We start from the raw sequence: 18,668 nt of genomic DNA, 5'->3' as shown, positions 1-18,668 counted from the left end.
CTGTCGCCTGCGCAAGATCGCCGGGCACTGCTCGCCGACCACCACCCAGAGATATCTGCACCCCGACGTGCACAAGATCACCGCTGCGGGTGCCGCTCTCTGTCACCCGCTGACACGGTCAAGGGAGCGGGTCCCCAGGGTCCCCAGCTGGTCCCCGAAAACGATCGAGGGGCCGTTTCAGATTGCTCTGAAACGGCCCCTCGATCTGCGACTCTTTCGAGTCGGGACGACAGGATTTGAACCTGCGACCCCTTGACCCCCAGTCAAGTGCGCTACCAAGCTGCGCCACGTCCCGTTGCCCGTCTGACCTGGGGTTTCCCCCGGCCGAACGTGCACGGAAACAATACCGCACTCTGACTGGTGATCGCTCACCCTTTCCCCGGGCGGTCGGCCGTCGACCTTAGGTGCGGCTGAGGCCGCATGGGGGCCCCGGTCCCCTACTCCGAGGCCGGGAGCCCCAACTCAGGGTGCTCTTCGATGAGTCGGGGCGGTGCGGCCTGGCGCCAGGAGTCCGACAGGATGTCCGTCAGCTCCTCCGTGTCCAGCGTCGCGAGGCGCACCCGGACCCATGCCGAACCCGCCTCGTGCGCGGCGACCCAGAATTTGTCCGGCTCGGCCAGGACCAGTTCGTCCCGCTCGACCTTCGGACAGCGCACCGCGATGGACGTCTCGTCGTCGGGCACCGTCACGAACATCTTTCCGGAGACACGGAACGTGGGCATGCTCCAGGCGATCTTCTCCACCGTGTCCGGCAGGGCGAGGGCGATGCGGCGCACGTCGTCGGAGGTGACGCGGGCCCGGGATCTGGACTTCGACATGCCATGAACCGTAGCCAACGCCACTGACAGTCACCCGCCGAGTCGATACCGGCCTCCCCGCCCCCCCCCCGGAGCAATCGCCCCTCGCGGCCCGCGCCCCTCACAGCACCCGCTTGTCCAGCCACGCCGTCAGGTCCTCCTGGATCTCGTCCCGGTTGGTCTCGTTCAGGATCTCGTGGCGTGCGTCCGGGTAGCCCTTCCATGTGAGGTCCTCCACTCCCACGTACCGGAAGTCCTCCAGGAGTTCGTGGACCAGGCTCATCCGCTGGTTGCAGGGGTCCTGCTCGCCGACCGCGACGTGGATCGGCAGATCGGCGGGCACGCGCGCGAGGTTGCGCGGATCGTTGATCTTGCGTACGCCCCGCACCCAGTCCAGGGAGAGACCCGCCGAGAAGGCGAATCCGCAGCGCTCGTCGGCGGCGTACGCATCGACCTCCTCCTCGTCCCGCGAGAGCCATTCGAAGCCGGTGCGGTGGGTGTACGCGTCGTTGAAGGAGGCGAAGAGGTCGGGTACGTACCAGGAGATCGCGGCGCGGCCGTGCTCGGCGATCTCGCGTTCCAGGCGCGCGATCGAGCCCTGCGGATCGGCGCCGGGGAGCGAGCGGAACGTGCCCGTGAGGATCAGGCCCGCGAGGCCGTCCGCGTACTCCTGGGCGTAGTCCCGCGCGAGCATCGAGCCGAGGCTGTGGCCCAGGAGGAAGAAGGGGAGCCCAGGGTGCAGGGTGCGTACCTGGTCGCCGATGGCCTTGAGGTCGTCGACGATCGCCCGCCAGCTGTCGGCCTCATCGGAGCCGTCCGCTCCGGAGGTCACGCCGTAGCCGCCGGTGGCCTGCGCGGTGGCGCCGTGCCCGCGGTGGTCGGAGGCGACGACGCCGTAGCCGTGCGCGGCCAGGTGGCGGGCGAACCGGTCATAGCGCAGGGCGTGTTCCGCGGCTCCGTGCGCGATCTGGACGTAGGCGCGCGGCCTGCCGTCGGTCGGCAGCCAGGTGTACGTGGCGACGGGCACGCCGTCCGCGGCGTTGAGCAGTCCGGCGGTGTAGGTGGCGGCGGAGGGGGTCTCGTCGGCTCGGTCGGGCATCGCGCGGGCTCCCTGGGGTGGCTTGATGAGGTGTGGTCCTGCGCCTCAGCCTCCCCCGCGCGCGAAGCCTCATGCCGCCCACGCGCGCGTGGGCGGCGGCGCTGGGCTACTGACTCGTCGGGGGCGTCTCGCCGAGGCGCTTGCCGAAGCGCTTGTAGAACAGGGTCGTCGGGTGGAGGGTCCCGGCCGGGTCCGTCGCGTAGTCGGGGATGGTCCCGGCCCGTGTCCAGCCCGCCTTCTCGTAGAGCGCTTCGGCGGGGCTCCCGGTCTCGGTGTCCAGGACGAGGAGGGTCACACCCGCGTCCGCCGCCGCTTCCTCGGCGGCGGACAGGAGGGCGCGGGCGAGGCCCTTCCCGCGCGCGGAAGGGTGGACCATCAGCTTGGCGATCTCCGCGCGGTGGCGGCCGTTGGGCTTGTCGGTGAACGCGAGGCTGACGGTCCCCGTGATCCGCTCCGCGTCGCGTGCGGCCCAGACGGCCAGCTGTCCCTCCCCGACCGCGGGAGCGAGCCCGCGCCACCAGGCGGCCGCGGCGGTACGGTCCAGATCCGCGAGGAAGCCCAGCGAGGCACCGCCCCGCACGATGTCGGTCAGGAGGCCGGCGAGATCATGCGCGTACTCCAGGAGTGTGTCCGCGTCGAGGCGCACCGGCGACACGGCGACGGTCACGGCTTCACGACCACGAGGGCGTAACGCACCGCCTGCTCCCCCAGGCAGCGGAAGCGCGAGGGGCCCCACAGCCGGTAGCGCAGGCAGTCGCCGGTCCGCAGGGAGTGCGCCTCCCCCAGGACCGTGACCTCCAGGGCGCCTTCGAGCACCCAGATGTGCTGTTCGAGACCGGGCACGGGCGGCCTGTCGTAGTCGATGTCGGCGCCCGGCTGCAGGCGGCCCTCGACCAGCTCGCCGCGCATCCCGAGGTGCGGCGGCGAGACGGACCAGCGCATGAAGCCCGCGTCGTCGTCCGCCCAGACCGCCTGGTCGACGGCGCGCACCAGCTGCGCGGGCTCGGCCTCCACCTCGCTCAGGAGCTGCGACATGGTCCGTTCGTACACGGCGCAGAGGCGGTTCAGGAGGGCGGCGGTGGGGCTGATCTCCGCCCGCTCGGCCCGGGACAGGGTGGAGCGGCTGATGCCGCTCAGCTCGGCCAGCTCGCCCAGGGACCAGCCGCGTTCGGCGCGCAGCTCGGACAGTCGGGCGGCGAGGCGCGCGTCGACTCCTTCATGTTCCATATTCGGCACGTTATCCCGTATACGGGATGCCGGGCAAGGGTGATCTGGATCTCCCGGCACCCTGCTGCTTAGGCTGAGTCGTTCCCGGGTCGACCGGGGCGATCGGGCGTCGCGAGGGGAGAGCGATCGTGGGGGAACTGGACGGCAGGACCGCACTGGTGACGGGCGGCTCGCGCGGGATCGGGCGGGCGGTCGCCCTGCGACTCGCCGCCGAGGGAGCGTTGGTCGCGGTCCACTACGGCGGCAATGAAGCGGCCGCCGCGGAGACCGTGGCGCACATCGCCGAGGCCGGCGGCCGGGCGTTCGCCGTCCAGGCCCGGTTCGGCGAGAGCGGTGCGGTGGACCGGCTGTTCAAGGAGCTTGTCGCGGGGCTGGCGGAGCACGGGGCGGACGGTCTGGACGTCCTGGTCAACAACGCGGGCATCCACTCGGTCAGTCCGCTGGGGCAGCTCACCGAGGAGGAGTTCGAGCGGCTGCTGGCGGTCAACGTGAGCACGCCGGTCTTCGTGGTCCAGCGGGCGCTGCCGCTGCTGCGGGACGGCGGCCGGATCGTCAACATGGGCTCGGCGGCCACCCGGATCGCGGACCCCAACCAGATCGGATACACCGTCACCAAGGCGGCACTGGCGGCCCTCGGCCCCTCCCTCGCCAACGAGCTCGGCCGCCGGGGAATCACCGTGAACACGGTGGAGCCCGGGGTGGTGCTGACCGACATGATCGCCGCCTATGCCGCCGTTCCCGAGGCGATGGCCGGGCTTGCGTCGATCACCGCGCTCGGACGGGTCGGCCGGCCGGAGGACATCGCCGACGTGGTGGGCTTCCTGGCGGGCCCGCAGGGGCGCTGGGTGACCGGCCAGACCATCGACGTCTCGGGCGGTACCTACCTCGGGCCGATCATGCCCGGGTGATCCGTCCGGGACACGTCTCCAGGACGCGGGCCGCCGCTCTCCGGGGGGATGCGCTCGGGGAAACATGGGCCGCGCGGCCCCCGGGCTCAGCCCGCCGCCTCACCGAGGGCCGTGAGGACGGGCCGGATCAGCGGGTGTTCCTCCGCCCCGCACCGCACCGCCGCGAACACCCTGCGCGTGGGGGCCGCCCCTTCCACCGGGCGCACCACCGCGCCCGACACGTCCATGCCGCGCAGCGCCGAGCGCGGCACCAGGGCGACGCCCGCCCCGGCAGAGGCGAGCGCCACCACCGCGCGGAAGTCGTCCGACCAGTGCTCCAGCAGGGGCTGGAATCCGGCCTGCTCGCAGGCGAGGACGACCACGTCATGGCAGGGGTTGCCGGCGAAGGGGCCGATCCAGGCGTCCTTCGCCAGCTCGGCCAGCGGCACCCGGTCGGCGTCGGCGAGCCGGTGACCGAGCGGCAGCACCGCGTCGAACGGCTCCGCGTACAGGGGTACGCGCGTCAGGCGCGGGTCGTCCGCGCCGGGCCCCCCGCGGTACTCCACGGCGACCGCGACGTCCACCTGCCGGTCGAGCACCATCGGAAGGCTCGCGTCGCCCTCCGCGTCCTGGACCCGGACCCTGATGCCGGGGGCGGAGACGGCGAGGCGCGCCAGGGCCGGGCCGACGACCAGGCCGATCCCGGTGGCGAAGGAGGCGACGGTGACCGTGCCGGCCTCGCCGGAGCTGTACGCGGCGAGTTCGGCCTCGGCGCGCTCCAACTGGGCGAGGACCGCGTTGGTGTGCGTCAGCAGGATCTCTCCGGCGGCCGTCAGGCGTACGCCGCGCGCCGAGCGGTCGACCAGGCGGTGGCCCGTCTCCTGCTCCAGGGCGGTGAGCTGCTGGGACACCGCGGAAGGGGTGAGGTACAGCGCGGCGGCAGCGGCGGTCACGGTGCGGTGGTCGGCCACCGCCCGGAGGATGTGCAGCCGCCGCGCTTCGATCATGCGGCCGATTCTCCCAAACCGGAGGCATCTGCCGCACCACCGGTCACGCCCGGGGCGGGTGGCTGCGCGGGATCGCCCGCGCAGCCACCCGCGCCCTCGTACCTTCCTCACCCCAAAATCGGTCGACAGGCGGGTCCGCGAAACCGCACTGTGAGGGCTCCGAACGACCACCGACCGACCGCTGACCACCGACCGCGGTCCCCCACCGCCGACCACCGCCTCCGCCCGCCGCGCGGAGCGGAAGGCCGACCCCAGGCAGGAGCTGTCCTTGGCGACCGAAAGCACCCCGGCCCCCCACCCCCGCCCGGCCATCGACGCGACCCTCGCCAGGCGCCTGGTCGACGCGCAGTTCCCGCAGTGGGCCGAGCTGCCGCTCGAGCTGCTCGACCCGGCGGGGTCGGACCACGTGATCTACCGCCTGGGCGAGGAGCTGTCCGTCCGGCTGCCCCGCCACGCCGACGCGGTCGGGCAGGCCAGGAAGGAGTCGCGGTGGCTGCCCCGGCTCGCCCCGCACCTGCCGCTGGCCGTCCCCGAGTCGGTGGGGGTGGGAGAGCCCGGGCTGGGCTACCCGTGGCCGTGGGCCGTCTCCCGCTGGCTGGAGGGCGAGGTGGCGACCGCTGAGACGCTGGGCGACTCGCCCCGGGCCGCCGTACGACTCGCGGAGTTCCTCGCCGCCCTCCAGCAGTGCACGCCAGACGCGGCCGAGGCGGCGCCCGAGGACATCCGCGCCGACACGCTCGCCGGCCGGGACCGCGCCACCCGCGACGCCATCAGCGAAGTCGCCGGTGTGTTCGACGCCGAGGCCATGACCGCGCTCTGGGACGCGGCCCTGAGCGCCCCCGAGTGGGACCGTCCGCCGGTCTGGTGCCACGGCGACTTCCACACCGGCAACCTGCTGACCGTCGACGGACGTCTCAGCGCGGTCATCGACTTCGGCGAGCTGGGCGTCGGCGACCCGGCGTGTGACCTGGTCATCGCCTTCACCCTGATGTCGCCCGGGAGCAGGTCCGTGTTCCGCGGCGCGCTCGGTGCCGACGACGCCACGTGGACCCGTGGCCGCGGCTGGGCCCTGGCCACGGGTCTCAACGCGTACACCACCTACGCCGCCGAGAACCCCCGCGTCGCCGCGCAGACCACGCGCCAGATCATCGAGGCCCTGTCCGGCTGAGCGACGCCGTCGTCCACGTCACGCCGCGCCGGACTCCCCCAGCTCCGCGCGTGCCGCCACGAACGCGTCCACCGCGCGGTTCACGTCCTCCGTGGAGTGCGCCGCGGAGAGCTGGACGCGGATGCGGGCCGCGCCCTGCGGCACCACCGGGTACGAGAAGCCGATCACGTACACGCCCCGCTCGAGGAGCAGCTCGGCCATGCGGCCCGCGACGGCCGCGTCGCCGATCATGACGGGGGCGATGGCGTGGTCGCCGGGCAGGACGTCGAAGCCCTCCTCGGTCATCCGCGAGCGGAAGAGGGCCGTGTTGGCGGCGAGGCGTTCGCGCAGGTCACCCGCCGACTCCAGAAGGTCGAGGACCTTCAGGGAGGCCGCCGCGATCACCGGGGCCAGCGTGTTCGAGAAGAGGTACGGGCGCGAGCGCTGGCGCAGCAGCGCGACGATCTCGGCGCGGGCCGCGACGTAGCCGCCCGAGGCACCGCCGAGCGCCTTGCCCAAGGTGCCGGTGATGATGTCGACGCGGTCCATGACGCCGTGCAGCTCGGGGGTGCCGCGGCCGCCGGGGCCGACGAAACCGACGGCGTGCGAGTCGTCGACCATGACCATGGCGTCGTACCGGTCGGCGAGGTCGCAGATCTCCCGCAGCGGGGCGACATAGCCGTCCATGGAGAAGACGCCGTCGGTGACGACCAGCCTGCGCCGGGCCCCGGAGGCCTCCTTCAACTGCTGCTCCAGGTCCGCGAGATCGCGGTTGGCGTAGCGGAAGCGGCGGGCCTTGGACAGGCGGATGCCGTCGATGATCGAGGCGTGGTTGAGCGCGTCGGAGATGACCGCGTCCTCCGGGCCGAGCAGCGTCTCGAAGACGCCGCCGTTGGCGTCGAAGCAGGAGGAGTACAGGATCGTGTCCTCCTGGCCGAGGAAGGTGGAGAGCCGCGCCTCCAGCTCCTTGTGGACCTCCTGCGTGCCGCAGATGAAGCGGACGGACGCCATGCCGTAGCCCCAGCGGTTCAGCGCCTCGTGCGCGGCGGCGACGACCTCGGGGTGGTCGGCGAGGCCGAGGTAGTTGTTCGCACAGAAGTTCAGCACCTCGCCGGGGCGGCCGCCCGCCGTGACGGCGACGGTGGCGGACTGCGGGGTGCCGATGACGCGCTCGGGCTTGTGCAGCCCCGCGGCGGCGATCTCGTCGAGGGTGGCCTGGAGGTCTTCGCGTACGGAGTCGAACATACGTAATCCTTCGGGAGTCGGACCGTGAGAGTCAGAGTGGATCAGGGCGGACCGGGGCGTACCAGAACAAGGCGAGGACGGCGCAGGGCCGGTCAGCCGGTCCAGTCGAGGATGACCTTGCCGCCGCGGCCGCTCGCCGCGTCCTCGAAGGCCGCCTCGAAGTCGCGGTAGCCGTACCAGCCCGTGATGACGGGGGCCAGGTCGAGGCCGCCTTCGAGCAGCACCGACATCGCGTACCAGGTCTCGAACATCTCGCGGCCGTAGATGCCCTTGATCGTGATCATCGAGGTGACGATCCGCGACCAGTCGACGGCGAACTCCTCGGCCGGCAGGCCGAGCATGGCGATCTTGCCGCCGTGGGTCATGTTGGCGACCATGTCGCGCATCGCGCGCGGGTTGCCGGACATCTCCAGGCCGATGTCGAAGCCCTCGCGCAGACCGAGCGCGCGCTGGCCCTCGGCGATCGGCGCGTCCGCCACGTTGAGCGCGAGGCTGACGCCGACCTTGCGGGCCAGTTCCAGGCGCTCCTCGCTGACGTCGGTGATCATGACGTTGCGGGCGCCGGCGTGGCGGGCGACGGCGGCCGCCATCAGGCCGATCGGTCCGGCCCCGGTGATCAGCACGTCCTCGCCGACCAGTGGGAAGGACAGGGCGGTGTGCACGGCGTTGCCGAACGGGTCGAAGATCGCGGCCACGTCGAGGTCGACGGGGACGCGGTGCACCCATACGTTGGCGGCGGGCAACGCGACGTACTCCGCGAAGGCGCCGTTCCGCCCCACGCCGAGGCCGACCGTGGCGCGGCACAGGTGGCGCCGGCCGGCCAGGCAGTTGCGGCACTTGCCGCACACCAGGTGGCCCTCGCCGCTGACCCGGTCGCCGATCTTGATCTCCGCGACGTCACGGCCGGTCTCCACGACCTCGCCGACGAACTCGTGTCCGACCACGAGCGGTGCGGCCACCGACTGCTGCGCCCAGCCGTCCCAGTCCCGGATGTGCAGATCGGTTCCGCAGACTCCGGTGCGGAGCACCTTGATCAGGACGTCGCCGTGGCCGATGACCGGCTCCGGCACGTCCATCAGCCGGAGTCCCGGCTCCGCTTTCTCCTTGACCAGCGCCTTCAACGCAACGGCTCCCGTCGTACTGCACTTCGCTTCTTGACCCGACGGCACAGGAATCTTCCTTAAGGAGCCGCCACGGTCCATCGAGGATTTCTTAAGCGGCGTCGCAGGTTTCCTTCAGACCTCGGCGAGTTTCCTTCGGGCCTCGGCGGATCTCGCGCCGGAGCACGTCACGGGTCAGCGGGTCTGGCCGCGCTCGAAATAGGCGATCAGGGCCGGATCCAGGGCGGGCACCTCGCGCGGTGTCCCGCCGTCCCGCAGCGACCGCGTCGCGCCCACGCCCGCCGCCACCGCCATCCGCGCCGCGACCGGCGACGTGTCGGTGCGGCCTCCTTCACGTACGAAGCGGACGAACTCCGCGACGAGCAGCGGGTCCGCGCCGCCGTGCCCGCCCTCGTCCTGGACATCCGGCACCGGGTGGGTGGCGTCGGCCTCGCCTCGGTAGCCGGAGCGGCGCGCGTTCCACACCTTGACCACTCCGCCGGGCCCGTCGCCGAAGTTCTCCAGGCGGCCCGCGTCGCCGATGACGGTGTAGTTGCGCCAGTAGTCGGGGGTGAAGTGGCACTGCTGATAGGCGGCCAGCACGCCGTTGTCCAGGCGCAGGTTGACGAGGGAGACGTCCTCGACGTCGATGACGGGGTTGAGGCCGCGCTGGGTGTGCGGCGGCCAGTGGCCGTCCTTCGTGTACCAGTCGTCGGCCCTGGGCTCGCCCGGCGCGCGGCGGTGCGGGTTGCCGCCGTAGACCATGAGGTCGCCGAGGGCCTGCACCTGACGGGTGTAACCATCGGCCAGCCAGTGCAGTACGTCGATGTCGTGGGCGGCCTTCTGGAGCAACAGGCCTGTGGTGTACCGCCGTTCGGCGTGCCAGTCCTTGAAGTACCAGTCGCCGCCGTATCCGACGAAGTGCCGTGTCCAGACGGTCTTGACCTCGCCGATCGCGCCGCTTCCGATGAGGCCGCGCATCAGGCGGACGACGGGCATGTGGCGCATGTTGTGTCCCACATAGAGCCGCGTGCCGGTGTCGTACGCGGCCCTCAGGATCTCGTCGCATGCCTCGACGCTGATCTCCAGGGGTTTCTCGACGAAGACCGGCTTGCCTTCGCGCAGCGCCTCGCAGGCGAGGGCCGCGTGGGTGTGGTCGGGGGTGAGGACCACGACCGCGTCCACGTCGGGGTCCTCGACGACCTCGCGGTGGTCACCGGATATGAGGGCGCAGGGGAACGCCACGGCCGCCGCCGCCCGGGCGGCCGCGTCGTGCTCGGCCAGCGCGGTCACGCGGGAGCCCGCTCCCGGCCGGTGGGCGGTACGGGCGAGCGAGCCGCGCAGCCCGTATCCGAGAACGCCGAGCCGGAGGTCGGTCATGCGGCTTCCTTCGTTCGTAAGACCTTCTCCCCGTCATCAGGCGGCAACGTAGTAAACGCTTACTGCCCCGTCAACACCGCCGACGCCCGGCAACTCCCCTACCGTGCCCGCCCTATGGCCCCGCACCGCACATAAATCAGAGAAAGCCGTCCGACCCTCTTGCGCCCGATAGCAACCGCTTACATGCTGGCGCATCGACCGCCCCGAGACCTCTGGGAGTTCGCATGCCCCTGCCTCTTTCCGGACCCACCGGGCCCAGCCGTCGCGCGCTCCTCGCGGCCGGGGCGGCGTCCGCCGTCGTATCGGTGACGGCGGGCGGAACAGCGCGGGCCGCCGACCGCGACGACGCCTACGACCCGCTCCTCGCCCGCGCCGCGACCCAGCTGACCGGCGGCGCGTTCGACGCCGAGGACCCCGACTTCGCCACCGCGCTCAGAACACTGGACACCCAGGCGGCCACCTGGTGGCGGCAGTTGGACCGCACCGCGAGCAGGACCGCGCTGTGGCCCGACCTCTCCCCCGCCTCCGACCCCGCCCACTTCGGCCAGAGCTACACCCGCCTGCGCACCCTCGCCACGGCCTGGGCCACGCCCGGCACCTCCCTCAGCGACAGCGCGCGCACGGAGGTCGCGAGCGCGGAGGTCGTGGACGTACTGCTCGACGCGCTGCGCTTCCTGCACTCCACCGGCTACCACCCGGGCCGCCCGCAATCCGGCAACTGGTGGTTCTGGGAGGTCGGGGCGCCACGCGCGCTGATGGACACCTGCGTCCTGCTGCGCGAGCGGATGCCCGCCGCCGACCTGGCCGCGTACACGGCGACGGTCGCGAAGTTCTGCCCGGACCCCGATCGCCGCACCCACACCCCCTCACTCTCGGAGACCGGCGCCAACCGCGCCGACAAGGCCGTCATCGTGGCCCTGCGCGGCCTGCTCACCCGGGACCCCGCCACTGTGGCGCTGGCCCGCGACGGCCTCTCCGACGTGCGGGACAACGGCAGGAACAGCCTCTTCAAGTACGTTACTTCGGGCGACGGCTTCTACGAGGACGGCTCGTTCGTGCAGCACGGCTCCGTCGCGTACACGGGCACGTACGGCAGTGTCCTGCTCGGCAGCGCCGGGCAGCTGATCGCGCTGCTCGCGGATTCGCCGTGGGCGGTCACGGACCCGAAGACTTCCGTGCTGTACGACGCCGTGGACCGGACGTTCGCGCCGGTGATCTTCGACGGGCTGATGATGGACGCGCTGCGCGGCCGGGCGATATCCCGGGAGAAGGCGCGGGACCACAACGACGGCGCTGCAGCGCTCTCCCACATCCTCCACCTCGCCTCCGGCGCCCCGGACACGTACGCGCGCCGCTGGCGGGCGCTGGCCAAGGGCTGGATCCGCCGCAACAGGAACACCCCCTACCTGGGCCTGGTCGGCATCCCCGCGCTGGCCCGCGCCAAGGCCGTGCTCGACGACTCCTCGATCCCCGCCACCAGCCGGCTCACCGGGCACTTCACCTTCGCCGACATGGACCGCGTGGTGCACCGGCGTCCCGGCTGGGCCCTGACACTGTCGCTCTCCTCGAAGCGGATCGCCGCGTACGAGGCGGGCAACGGCGAGAACCTGCACGGCTGGTACACCGGCGACGGCATGACCTATCTGTACGACGGCGACGACCTCGGGCAGTTCGGTGACCACTTCTGGGCGACCGTGGATCCGTACCGCCTGCCGGGCACGACCGTCGACACCCGCGCGCGTGCCGACATCGGCTCCGGTCCTGGCACCGGGACGTACCGCCCGAAGAACGCCGTGGCGGGCGGCGCGACCCTCGACGGCCACTACGGCGCGGCGGCCATGGAACTCCTCGCCGACGGCAGCAGTCTGCGGGCCCACAAGGCGTGGTTCTGCCTCGACAACGCGGTCGTCGCGCTCGGCGCGGGCATCAGCGCGAGCGACGGCCGCACGGTCGAGACGGTCGTCGAGAACCGCAACCTGCACGCGCCCGGGCCCGCCGCCCGGACGCTGACCGTGGACGGCCACGGGCAGCCGGGCCACCAGGGCTGGACCGCGCGGTTCGACGCCGCGCGCTGGGCCCACCTGGAAGGCACCGGCGGCTACGTCTTCCCCGCTCACCCCGGCCGGGCGGACGGCCTCGGCCTGCATGCCCTGCGCGAGGAGCGCACCGGCAGCTGGCGGGAGATCAACACGGGGGCGGACACGGGGGGCAGCGCCACGCCGGTGCGCCGCCGCTATCTCACGCTGTGGCTGGACCATGGCACCTCGCCTGACGCGGCTTCGTACGCTTATGTCCTGTTGCCCGGCGCGAGCGCGTCCTCGACCGCCTCCTGGGCGCAGGCCCGGCCCGTGCGGATCGTGGCCAACGACGCGACCGCGCAGGCCGTCGAGGCGCGCCGGTCCGGGCTCTTCGCCGCGCACTTCTGGCGGTCCGGCACGGTGGCGGGGCTGACGGCTTCCGGGCCCTGCACGGTCCTGGTGCGGCGAGGGCGTGAGGGTGCGTCGGTGGCGGTGTCCGATCCGGGCCGTACGGGGGTGACCGTGAGGGTCGAACTGCCTTTCCCTGTGCGGGAAGTACGGCGAGCGGATGACACGGTGGTGGTGGCGGTGGGGCGGCGTCCTGTGGTGACGGTTCGGGTCGGTGGCTCCCGGGGGCGGACGCATGGGGTGGAGGTCGTGTGAGGGTGCGGCGGTCCGGGGGCGTTCCCTGCGGTCCTGCGGCTCCGCGTCCTCGCTCCCTGAGGCCGTCGAGGGACAGGTGCGGGTCCGTCGTGGTTGCTCGCGCCGTTCCCCGCGCCCCTTACGGGGCCCGTCTCCAGCCGCAGACGCGTCGTGGTTCCCCCGCCCCTCGCCGGGGCTTCCGCCGACAAGGAAGTGACAGGCCCCATGCCCGCACCCCACCTGTCCCTGCCGCCCACCGACCGTGTCCTGTCGCCGTTGACCGGCTGGACCCGCGCGCACTGGGAGGCGCTCGCCGACCGGCAGTTGGAGGCGCTTGTCCCCTACGCCACGCCGGGCTTCGCGCAGTACCGCCTGCCGGGGCGGCAGAGCTGGTCGGGAGTGGTGTCGGACGGGCTTGAGGGCTACGCGCGGTCATTCCTGCTGGCCTCCTTCCGGATCGCGGGGGCGGGGGGCCAGGTGGACCCCCGCCTCATGGAACGCTACGCGCGGGGTCTGACAACGGGCACAGACCGCGACAGCGGCGAGGCCTGGCCCGAACTCACCGACTGCTCCCAGCAGATGGTGGAGGCCGCCTCCATCGCGATCGGCCTGCACGAGACCCGGCCCTGGATCTGGGACACGCTCGACACCCGCGTCCAGGAGCGGGTCGTCGACTGGTTCTCCGGGTTCGTCGGCGCGAAGACCTGGGACAACAACTGGCGCCTCTTCCAGGTGGTGTCCGAGCAGTTCCTCGCCTCGGTCGGCGCCCCGTACAGCCGGTCGGACATCGACGGCGGCCTGGACCGCATCGAGGACTGGTACCGCGGCGACGGCTGGTACAGCGACGGCGACGGTCGCAACTACGACTACTACGTGGGCTGGGCGATGCACCTGTACCCGCTGCTGTGGGCGCGGATGGCGGGCCCCGGCGGCGACGGCGGACGCGGCGAGGTCTACCGCGACCGCCTCCGCCAATTCCTCGCCGCCTACCCGCACTTCTTCGGCGGCGACGGCGCCCCCGTCCACCAGGGCCGCTCGCTCACCTACCGCTTCGCCGCCGCCGCGCCCGTGTGGATGGGCGCCCTCGCCGAGTGCACGCCACTCTCCCCCGGCCTGACCCGGCGCCTCGCCTCAGGCGCGGCCCGGCACTTCGTGGAGCGCGGTGTCCCCGACGAGCGCGGGCTGCTGCCGCTCGGCTGGTACGGGACGTTCCTGCCCGCCACGCAGGCCTACTCGGGTCCGGCCTCGCCGTACTGGGCGAGCAAGGGCTTCATCGGCCTGCTGCTGCCCGCCGGTCACCCGGTGTGGACCGAACCCGAACTCCCGCTCCCCGTCGAGGAGTCCGACCAGTACACCGCCCTCCCCCGGCCCGGCTGGCTCCTGCACGGCACCCGGCACGACGGCATCGTCCGCCTGATCAACCACGGCAGCGACCACAACCCCCTCGAAGGCCCCGCCCGGGACGACCCCCACTACGCGAAGTTCGCCTACTCCACGGCGACGGCCCCCGAGACCGCCCCACGCGCGTGGGAACGTACCGTCGACGGCCACCTGGCGCTGCTCGCCCCGGACGGCACCCCGTCACGACGTCTGCGCATCCACCCGCTGAGCTGCGAGGGCCGGGTGGCGTCCTCCCGCCACGACGCCCGTCTGCCCGGACTGGACGAGGAGTTCCCCGTCGTGACGACGAGCGCCCTGCACGGCCCGTGGGAGATCCGCGTACACCGGCTGCGGGCCCCGGCGGGCACGACCGTCCGCGAGGGCGGCTACGCGGTGGCGGACACATCCCGGCCCCACGCCGAACACGGCCCCGGCTGGGCGCTCGCCCGCACCGCCAGGGGACTGACGAGCGCCGTGGTGGCGCTGCACGGCTGGGACGCGGAGACGGGCATCGCCCGCGAGGTCGCGGCCAACGCGTACGGGTCGCACTCCGCGACGCCGTTCCTGACGTCGGCGTCCCATCCGGGCGGGGAGAGCGTGCACGTCACGCTGGTAGCCCTCGCCCGGGACACCCTCCACGCGCGGGCGCTACGAGAATCGGTCAGCTGCGCCCTGCGCGACGGAGGCGTCCACGTCCGCTTCCCCGACGGAACGGAGCTGAGCCTGTGACGCGGATCAGATCCCGCCGTCCTCCCGCCGGTGAATCCGCGCGACCAGCTCCGCGGCCATCGTCTTGATCGTGTCGAGCCCCTCCCTCCCCCAGCGCCGCGGCTCGACGTCGACGACGCATACCGTGCCGAGGACGATGCCCGTACGGTCGACGAGAGGCGCGCCCAGATAGGAGCGGATGCCTATCTCGTCCACGACGGGGTTCCCCGCGAACCGCGGATAGTCGCGGACGTCCTCCAGGACGAGGGCCTTGCGGCGCACCACCACATGCGGGCAGTACCCGTGGTCGCGGGCCATATAGCGCCCCATGGAGCTGTCCGGGGCGAGCAGACCGGCGAAGAACTGCCGGTTCTCGTCGATGAAGTTGACCATCGAGTAGGGCGCGCCGGTCAGCTCCGCGAGGCGGCCCGCGAAAAGGTCGAACTCCGGATCGACGTGGTCCCCGATGCCCAGCCCGCGCAGCCGCCGCACGCGCGCGGGTGCCTCTGTGTCGACGGGGGTGAGCAGCAGGTGCCCGATCGGGTCGTACCTCACGTGTGGGCTCCGTAGCTCGGCTCCGGGGCGTGGTTGAGGAGGTGTTTGACGAGGATGAGGAGCGTCTGGATGCCCGAGCTGGAGATCCGCGCGTCGCAGCGCACGACGGGCACCTGGGGGTCGAGGTCGATGGCGGCGCGCACCTCTTCGGGTTCGTAGCGGTGGGCGCCGTCGAATTCGTTGATCGCGACGATGAAGCCCATGCCGCGCTGCTCGAAGAAGTCCACGGCGGCGAAGCAGTCCTCCAGACGGCGCGTGTCGGCGAGCACCACGGCGCCGAGGGCGCCTTCGGACAGCTCGTCCCACATGAACCAGAACCGCTCCTGGCCGGGTGTGCCGAAGAGATAGAGCACGTGTTCGGGGTCGAGCGTGATGCGTCCGAAGTCCATGGCGACGGTCGTCGTGGTCTTGTTCTCCACGCCCGAGAGGTCGTCGGTGGCCTCGCTGACCGTGGTGAGCAGTTCCTCGGTGCTCAGCGGCGCGATCTCGCTGACCGCGCCCACAAAGGTCGTCTTGCCGACCCCGAAACCACCGGCGACGAGGATCTTCAGTGCGGTGGGGAAGGGGTCAGAGCTGTCGTCGTAATCCATCGAGCACTGCCTCCAACAGGGACCGGTCAGTGGGGTTGTGGTAGAAGTCCGGGGCCTTCGTGGTGAGGGCCCCGGAGTCGAGGAGATCGCAGAGGATCACTTTGGCCACGACCGCGGGCAGCTTCAGCTGCGCCGCGACCTCGGCGACGGAGGTCGGGGCCCCGCACAGGCCGAGGGCCGTGGAGTGCTCCGGCCCGAGATAGCCGAGCGGGGTCGATCCGGTGGCCATCACCTGGGAGAGCAGGTCGAGTTGTGCGGTCGGTCTGGTCCGGCCGTTGCTGACCGTGTAGGGACGTACGAGCCGTCCCGCGGCGTCGTCGAGCCAGGGCCCGTCATGCGGGGCCGCCACGCTCAGCGCCTCATCGACGCGGGTTCCCCGGCGTGCTGCCGGGGCGCGGTGATCAGGTACGGGCGCACGCTCTTGACCAGCATCGCCATCTCGTAGCCGAGGACGGCGGCGTCCGCCTCACGGCCGGCGAGGACGGCGAGACAGGTTCCGGAGCCCGCGGTGGAGACGAACAGGAGGGTGGAGTCCAGTTCCACGACGACCTGCCGGACGTCCCCGCCGTCCCCGAAGCGGATGCCCGCGCTGCGCCCGAGGGAGTAGAGCCCCGAGGCGAGGGCCGCCATGTGGTCGGCGCTGTCCGGGTCGAGGCCGTGCACCGATTTCACCAGGCCGTCGGAGGAGAGCAGGACGGCACTGCGGGTGTGCGGCACGCGCTGCACGAGGCCGCTCATCAGCCAGTCGAGATCGGATACATGGCCGGTCGGCGCATCGCTCGCCATGGTGGATCGACTCCTTGAGGTACGACGTACGAAGGTCCGCGGGTGCGGAGAGGGGGGATGCTCGGGCGTCATGGTGCTGGTCAGCCGCCTTGCTCGCTCCCGTCCCTGGGGAGCCCACCGTCCGCGGGGGTGGGGTCGCGCGCGTCCTGCGCCTGGGCCAGGCCGATGCCGCGCTGGAACGCGGCCATCAGGCCCGGGTCGTGCCCGACGAGGTGCTCGCTCTCGGGGCGCGGTGGCGGGGCCTCCCGCAGCTGGGGCGCGATGTGCTCCTGCGCCCGCCGCTTGGGGAGCTGGGGCCGTTCGACCCGGCCGCGCACGGCGCCCGCCGGCGGCACCGGCGGCGCGGCGGCGTGCTCGGCCACCGCCTGCCGGTCCCCGGGGCGGATGCCGGGGACGGCGTCGGCGGGCGTCGGCCGGTCCTGACGGGAGCCGCGCACGGGCAGGGGGGCGGGCGCGGTGCCGTTCGCGGTGCGGACGGGGGCGGCGCCGGTCGGCCGGGGCGCCGGGTCGTGCGGCGGCTGGAGCGGGACGGGTACCGGTTCCCGGCGGGGGTCCGGCGGGGCCGCGGGCTGAGCAGGCCCGGGGGCTCCTTGTGAGATTCCCTGCGCGTCGTCCGAGGCGCCCCGCGCCGCCGCCTCGGCCGCGGGGCGCCGCCGCATGGCGGGCTCCTCCTGCGGCTCGGCGCCCAACAGCTCCTGCGGCAGGATCAGTACGGCCTGCACCCCGCCGTAGATGTTGGTCTGCAACCGGACCGCGACGCCGTGGCGGCGGGCGAGGGCGGAGACGACGAAGAGGCCGATCCGCCCGTCCTGGAGGAGGCTCGCGACGTTCACCTGGTCGGGGTCGGCGAGCAGGCGGTTCATCTTCGTCTGCTCGGCCAGGGGCATGCCGAGGCCCCGGTCCTCGACCTCGACGGCGAGCCCCGCGGTCACGAGGTTGGCGCGCAGCAGGACTTGGGTGTGCGGTGCGGAGAAGACCGTGGCGTTCTCCACCAGCTCGGCGAGCAGGTGGATGACGTCGGCCACGGCGTGCCCGCGCAGGGTGCCGTCGACGGGAGGCACCAGTTTGACGCGGGAGTACTGCTCGACCTCGGCGATGGCGGAGCGCATCACCTCGGTCATCGAGACGGGGCTGCTCCACTGGCGGCGCGAGACGGCGCCGCCGAGCACGGCGAGGTTCTCCGCGTGTCTGCGGATGCGGGTCGCCAGGTGATCGACGTGGAAGAGGCCCTTGAGCAGCTCGGGGTCCTCGACGTCGTTCTCCAACTCGTCGAGCAGGGAGATCTCGCGGTGCACCAGCGACTGCAGGCGCCGGGCGAGGTTGACGAAGACCTCGACCTTCTGTTCGCTGCCCGCGTGGCTGGAGAGCTGGGCGGCCTGCACGACGGCGTCGACGGCGACGTCCTGGGCGCGGGTCAGCTCATCGGCGAGCTGATCGAACTCGTCGCCGCCCGGCCGGGCCCGGGGCGGCGTCCCGCGCGCGGGCGGCTGGTCTCCGCGGCGCAGTTGTTCGACGACCTCCCGCAGTTCCGCCTGGCCGCGTGCGGTGGTGCGGCGCAGGGCGCCGATGCGGTCGCGTACGGTCCTGGCGGCGCGGTCGGCCGCGACGGCGGCGATCACGATGCCGGTGAGGCCGACCAGCGTCGCGGCGGTGAGCACGGCGAGCAGGACGGGTGCGGGCCGGGCGCCGGTCGACCGCAGCGTGAACAGCACGGCCGCGCAGGCGCTCAGACCGACGGCGACGGCGGGCAGCACGGCGATCCGCAGGAGCTGGGGCCGTATGTGGGTCTCGGGCAGGGCCGTGGCGGTCCGGCTGCCGGGCCTGCCGTGCCGTCCGCCCTCACGGCGGTCTGCGCGGGCGGCCGGTGCGCGTAGGTGAGACATCTGCGTCCTCGAGACTTGGTTCCGGCATGGTTCCGGCATCGCCGTGCCGGCCGGCAGGTCGCGAGGGCATGCCCGCGTCGTGATCCCTGCGTCGCCCGACGACCACTCACGGTAGTCGGCAACGCATCAAGTGCGGTGGGCAGTTGACAAAGTCAGCGGGGGTGCGTCCCGCTCTGGTATGACGCCTCGCACGGGGGTCCGATTCGGCTCGTACGCG

17 protein-coding genes, 1 tRNA gene and 1 pseudogene are annotated in these 18,668 nt (G+C 72.5%); 5 read left to right on the top strand and 14 right to left on the bottom strand.

The genetic code is table 11. From position 1 onward, the window contains the following. Positions 1 to 7: 7 nt before the first annotated feature. A pseudogene (locus DMA15_RS38160) lies at positions 8 to 100 on the top strand (integrase); the annotation flags it as partial. Positions 101 to 221: 121 nt separating this feature from the next. Here DMA15_RS38160 and DMA15_RS33405 read toward each other — a convergent pair. From DMA15_RS33405 to DMA15_RS33385, 5 genes are all read right to left on the bottom strand, one after another. Beyond that, a tRNA-Pro gene (locus tag DMA15_RS33405) sits at positions 222 to 295 on the bottom strand. Positions 296 to 437: 142 nt separating this feature from the next. Beyond that, complete coding sequence (locus DMA15_RS33400) at positions 438 to 818, bottom strand: MmcQ/YjbR family DNA-binding protein (protein ID WP_125516409.1); 381 nt, start codon at positions 816 to 818, stop codon at positions 438 to 440. A gap of 100 nt (positions 819 to 918) precedes the next feature. Next, positions 919 to 1,896 carry an alpha/beta hydrolase gene (locus DMA15_RS33395; protein ID WP_125516408.1) on the bottom strand — a complete coding sequence of 326 codons (978 nt, stop codon included), beginning with the start codon at positions 1,894 to 1,896 and terminating at the stop codon, positions 919 to 921. A 106-nt stretch (positions 1,897 to 2,002) separates the two neighbouring features. Then, positions 2,003 to 2,551: a GNAT family N-acetyltransferase gene (locus DMA15_RS33390; RefSeq protein ID WP_125518173.1), complete on the bottom strand. Its 549-nt coding sequence runs from the start codon at positions 2,549 to 2,551 to the stop codon at positions 2,003 to 2,005. 8 nt (positions 2,552 to 2,559) lie between these two features. Continuing rightward, positions 2,560 to 3,123 (bottom strand): XRE family transcriptional regulator, encoded by a 564-nt coding sequence (locus tag DMA15_RS33385; protein ID WP_125516407.1) that lies wholly within the window; start codon positions 3,121 to 3,123, stop codon positions 2,560 to 2,562. A 128-nt stretch (positions 3,124 to 3,251) separates the two neighbouring features. Here DMA15_RS33385 and DMA15_RS33380 point away from each other — a divergent pair, with 128 nt between their 5' ends. Continuing rightward, the gene (locus DMA15_RS33380; protein ID WP_125516406.1) at positions 3,252 to 4,031 is read left to right on the top strand and encodes an SDR family oxidoreductase; all 780 of its coding nucleotides are present in this window, start codon (positions 3,252 to 3,254) and stop codon (positions 4,029 to 4,031) included. Positions 4,032 to 4,117: 86 nt separating this feature from the next. Here the strand turns inward: DMA15_RS33380 and DMA15_RS33375 are convergent, their stop codons facing one another. Further along, complete coding sequence (locus DMA15_RS33375; protein WP_125516405.1) at positions 4,118 to 5,017, bottom strand: LysR family transcriptional regulator; 900 nt, start codon at positions 5,015 to 5,017, stop codon at positions 4,118 to 4,120. A 268-nt stretch (positions 5,018 to 5,285) separates the two neighbouring features. Here DMA15_RS33375 and DMA15_RS33370 point away from each other — a divergent pair, with 268 nt between their 5' ends. Beyond that, positions 5,286 to 6,185, top strand: coding sequence for an aminoglycoside phosphotransferase family protein (locus tag DMA15_RS33370; RefSeq protein WP_125516404.1), 900 nt, complete (start codon positions 5,286 to 5,288; stop codon positions 6,183 to 6,185). Between the two features lie 18 nt (positions 6,186 to 6,203). On the opposite strand, the gene DMA15_RS33365 is transcribed toward DMA15_RS33370, so the two are convergent. The 3 genes from DMA15_RS33365 to DMA15_RS33355 all read right to left on the bottom strand — a co-directional run bounded on the left by DMA15_RS33365 (position 6,204) and on the right by DMA15_RS33355 (position 9,889). Beyond that, complete coding sequence (locus tag DMA15_RS33365) at positions 6,204 to 7,409, bottom strand: glycine C-acetyltransferase (protein ID WP_125516403.1); 1,206 nt, start codon at positions 7,407 to 7,409, stop codon at positions 6,204 to 6,206. A gap of 92 nt (positions 7,410 to 7,501) precedes the next feature. Next, positions 7,502 to 8,530, bottom strand: a complete 1,029-nt coding sequence (gene tdh, locus DMA15_RS33360; RefSeq protein ID WP_125516402.1) for an L-threonine 3-dehydrogenase — start codon at positions 8,528 to 8,530, stop codon at positions 7,502 to 7,504. A 174-nt stretch (positions 8,531 to 8,704) separates the two neighbouring features. Continuing rightward, complete coding sequence (locus tag DMA15_RS33355) at positions 8,705 to 9,889, bottom strand: Gfo/Idh/MocA family oxidoreductase (RefSeq protein WP_125516401.1); 1,185 nt, start codon at positions 9,887 to 9,889, stop codon at positions 8,705 to 8,707. Positions 9,890 to 10,113: 224 nt separating this feature from the next. Between DMA15_RS33355 and DMA15_RS33350 the strand changes: the two genes are divergently transcribed. Continuing rightward, positions 10,114 to 12,570 (top strand): polysaccharide lyase 8 family protein, encoded by a 2,457-nt coding sequence (locus tag DMA15_RS33350; protein WP_125516400.1) that lies wholly within the window; start codon positions 10,114 to 10,116, stop codon positions 12,568 to 12,570. 204 nt (positions 12,571 to 12,774) lie between these two features. Further along, the gene (locus DMA15_RS33345; RefSeq protein WP_125516399.1) at positions 12,775 to 14,658 is read left to right on the top strand and encodes a DUF2264 domain-containing protein; all 1,884 of its coding nucleotides are present in this window, start codon (positions 12,775 to 12,777) and stop codon (positions 14,656 to 14,658) included. Between the two features lie 6 nt (positions 14,659 to 14,664). On the opposite strand, the gene DMA15_RS33340 is transcribed toward DMA15_RS33345, so the two are convergent. The 5 genes from DMA15_RS33340 to DMA15_RS33320 all read right to left on the bottom strand — a co-directional run bounded on the left by DMA15_RS33340 (position 14,665) and on the right by DMA15_RS33320 (position 18,451). After that, on the bottom strand, positions 14,665 to 15,192 hold the full coding sequence (locus DMA15_RS33340; protein ID WP_125516398.1) for a GAF domain-containing protein: 528 nt from the start codon (positions 15,190 to 15,192) through the stop codon (positions 14,665 to 14,667). Continuing rightward, positions 15,189 to 15,782, bottom strand: coding sequence for an ATP/GTP-binding protein (locus tag DMA15_RS33335; protein WP_055529255.1), 594 nt, complete (start codon positions 15,780 to 15,782; stop codon positions 15,189 to 15,191). Before DMA15_RS33335 ends, DMA15_RS33340 begins: the two co-directional genes overlap by 4 nt. Then, positions 15,760 to 16,131 carry a DUF742 domain-containing protein gene (locus DMA15_RS33330; protein WP_125516397.1) on the bottom strand — a complete coding sequence of 124 codons (372 nt, stop codon included), beginning with the start codon at positions 16,129 to 16,131 and terminating at the stop codon, positions 15,760 to 15,762. Before DMA15_RS33330 ends, DMA15_RS33335 begins: the two co-directional genes overlap by 23 nt. A gap of 2 nt (positions 16,132 to 16,133) precedes the next feature. Then, a complete protein-coding gene (locus DMA15_RS33325) occupies positions 16,134 to 16,568 on the bottom strand; it encodes a roadblock/LC7 domain-containing protein (protein ID WP_055529259.1) in 435 nt (144 codons plus the stop codon). A gap of 80 nt (positions 16,569 to 16,648) precedes the next feature. Next, a complete protein-coding gene (locus DMA15_RS33320; RefSeq protein WP_125516396.1) occupies positions 16,649 to 18,451 on the bottom strand; it encodes an ATP-binding protein in 1,803 nt (600 codons plus the stop codon). Positions 18,452 to 18,668 lie beyond the last annotated feature (217 nt).

The sequence above is a fragment of the Streptomyces sp. WAC 01529 genome, assembly GCF_003945545.1.
Classification (GTDB): domain Bacteria; phylum Actinomycetota; class Actinomycetes; order Streptomycetales; family Streptomycetaceae; genus Streptomyces; species Streptomyces anatolicus.
The sequence above is the reverse complement of the archived record's forward strand: the minus strand, read 5'-3'. Positions and strand labels throughout refer to the sequence as shown.

Bases quoted from the DNA above. Each gene is read 5' to 3' on its own strand.
- DMA15_RS33400 (WP_125516409.1), bottom strand. From the start codon at position 818: ATGTCGAAGTCCAGATCCCGGGCCCGCGTCACCTCCGACGACGTGCGC.
- DMA15_RS33395 (WP_125516408.1), bottom strand. From the start codon at position 1,896: ATGCCCGACCGAGCCGACGAGACCCCCTCCGCCGCCACCTACACCGCC.
- DMA15_RS33385 (WP_125516407.1), bottom strand. From the start codon at position 3,123: ATGGAACATGAAGGAGTCGACGCGCGCCTCGCCGCCCGACTGTCCGAG.
- DMA15_RS33375 (WP_125516405.1), bottom strand. From the start codon at position 5,017: ATGATCGAAGCGCGGCGGCTGCACATCCTCCGGGCGGTGGCCGACCAC.
- DMA15_RS33365 (WP_125516403.1), bottom strand. From the start codon at position 7,409: ATGTTCGACTCCGTACGCGAAGACCTCCAGGCCACCCTCGACGAGATC.
- DMA15_RS33355 (WP_125516401.1), bottom strand. From the start codon at position 9,889: ATGACCGACCTCCGGCTCGGCGTTCTCGGATACGGGCTGCGCGGCTCG.
- DMA15_RS33350 (WP_125516400.1), top strand. From the start codon at position 10,114: ATGCCCCTGCCTCTTTCCGGACCCACCGGGCCCAGCCGTCGCGCGCTC.
- DMA15_RS33345 (WP_125516399.1), top strand. From the start codon at position 12,775: ATGCCCGCACCCCACCTGTCCCTGCCGCCCACCGACCGTGTCCTGTCG.
- DMA15_RS33335 (WP_055529255.1), bottom strand. From the start codon at position 15,782: ATGGATTACGACGACAGCTCTGACCCCTTCCCCACCGCACTGAAGATC.
- DMA15_RS33325 (WP_055529259.1), bottom strand. From the start codon at position 16,568: ATGGCGAGCGATGCGCCGACCGGCCATGTATCCGATCTCGACTGGCTG.
- DMA15_RS33320 (WP_125516396.1), bottom strand. From the start codon at position 18,451: ATGTCTCACCTACGCGCACCGGCCGCCCGCGCAGACCGCCGTGAGGGC.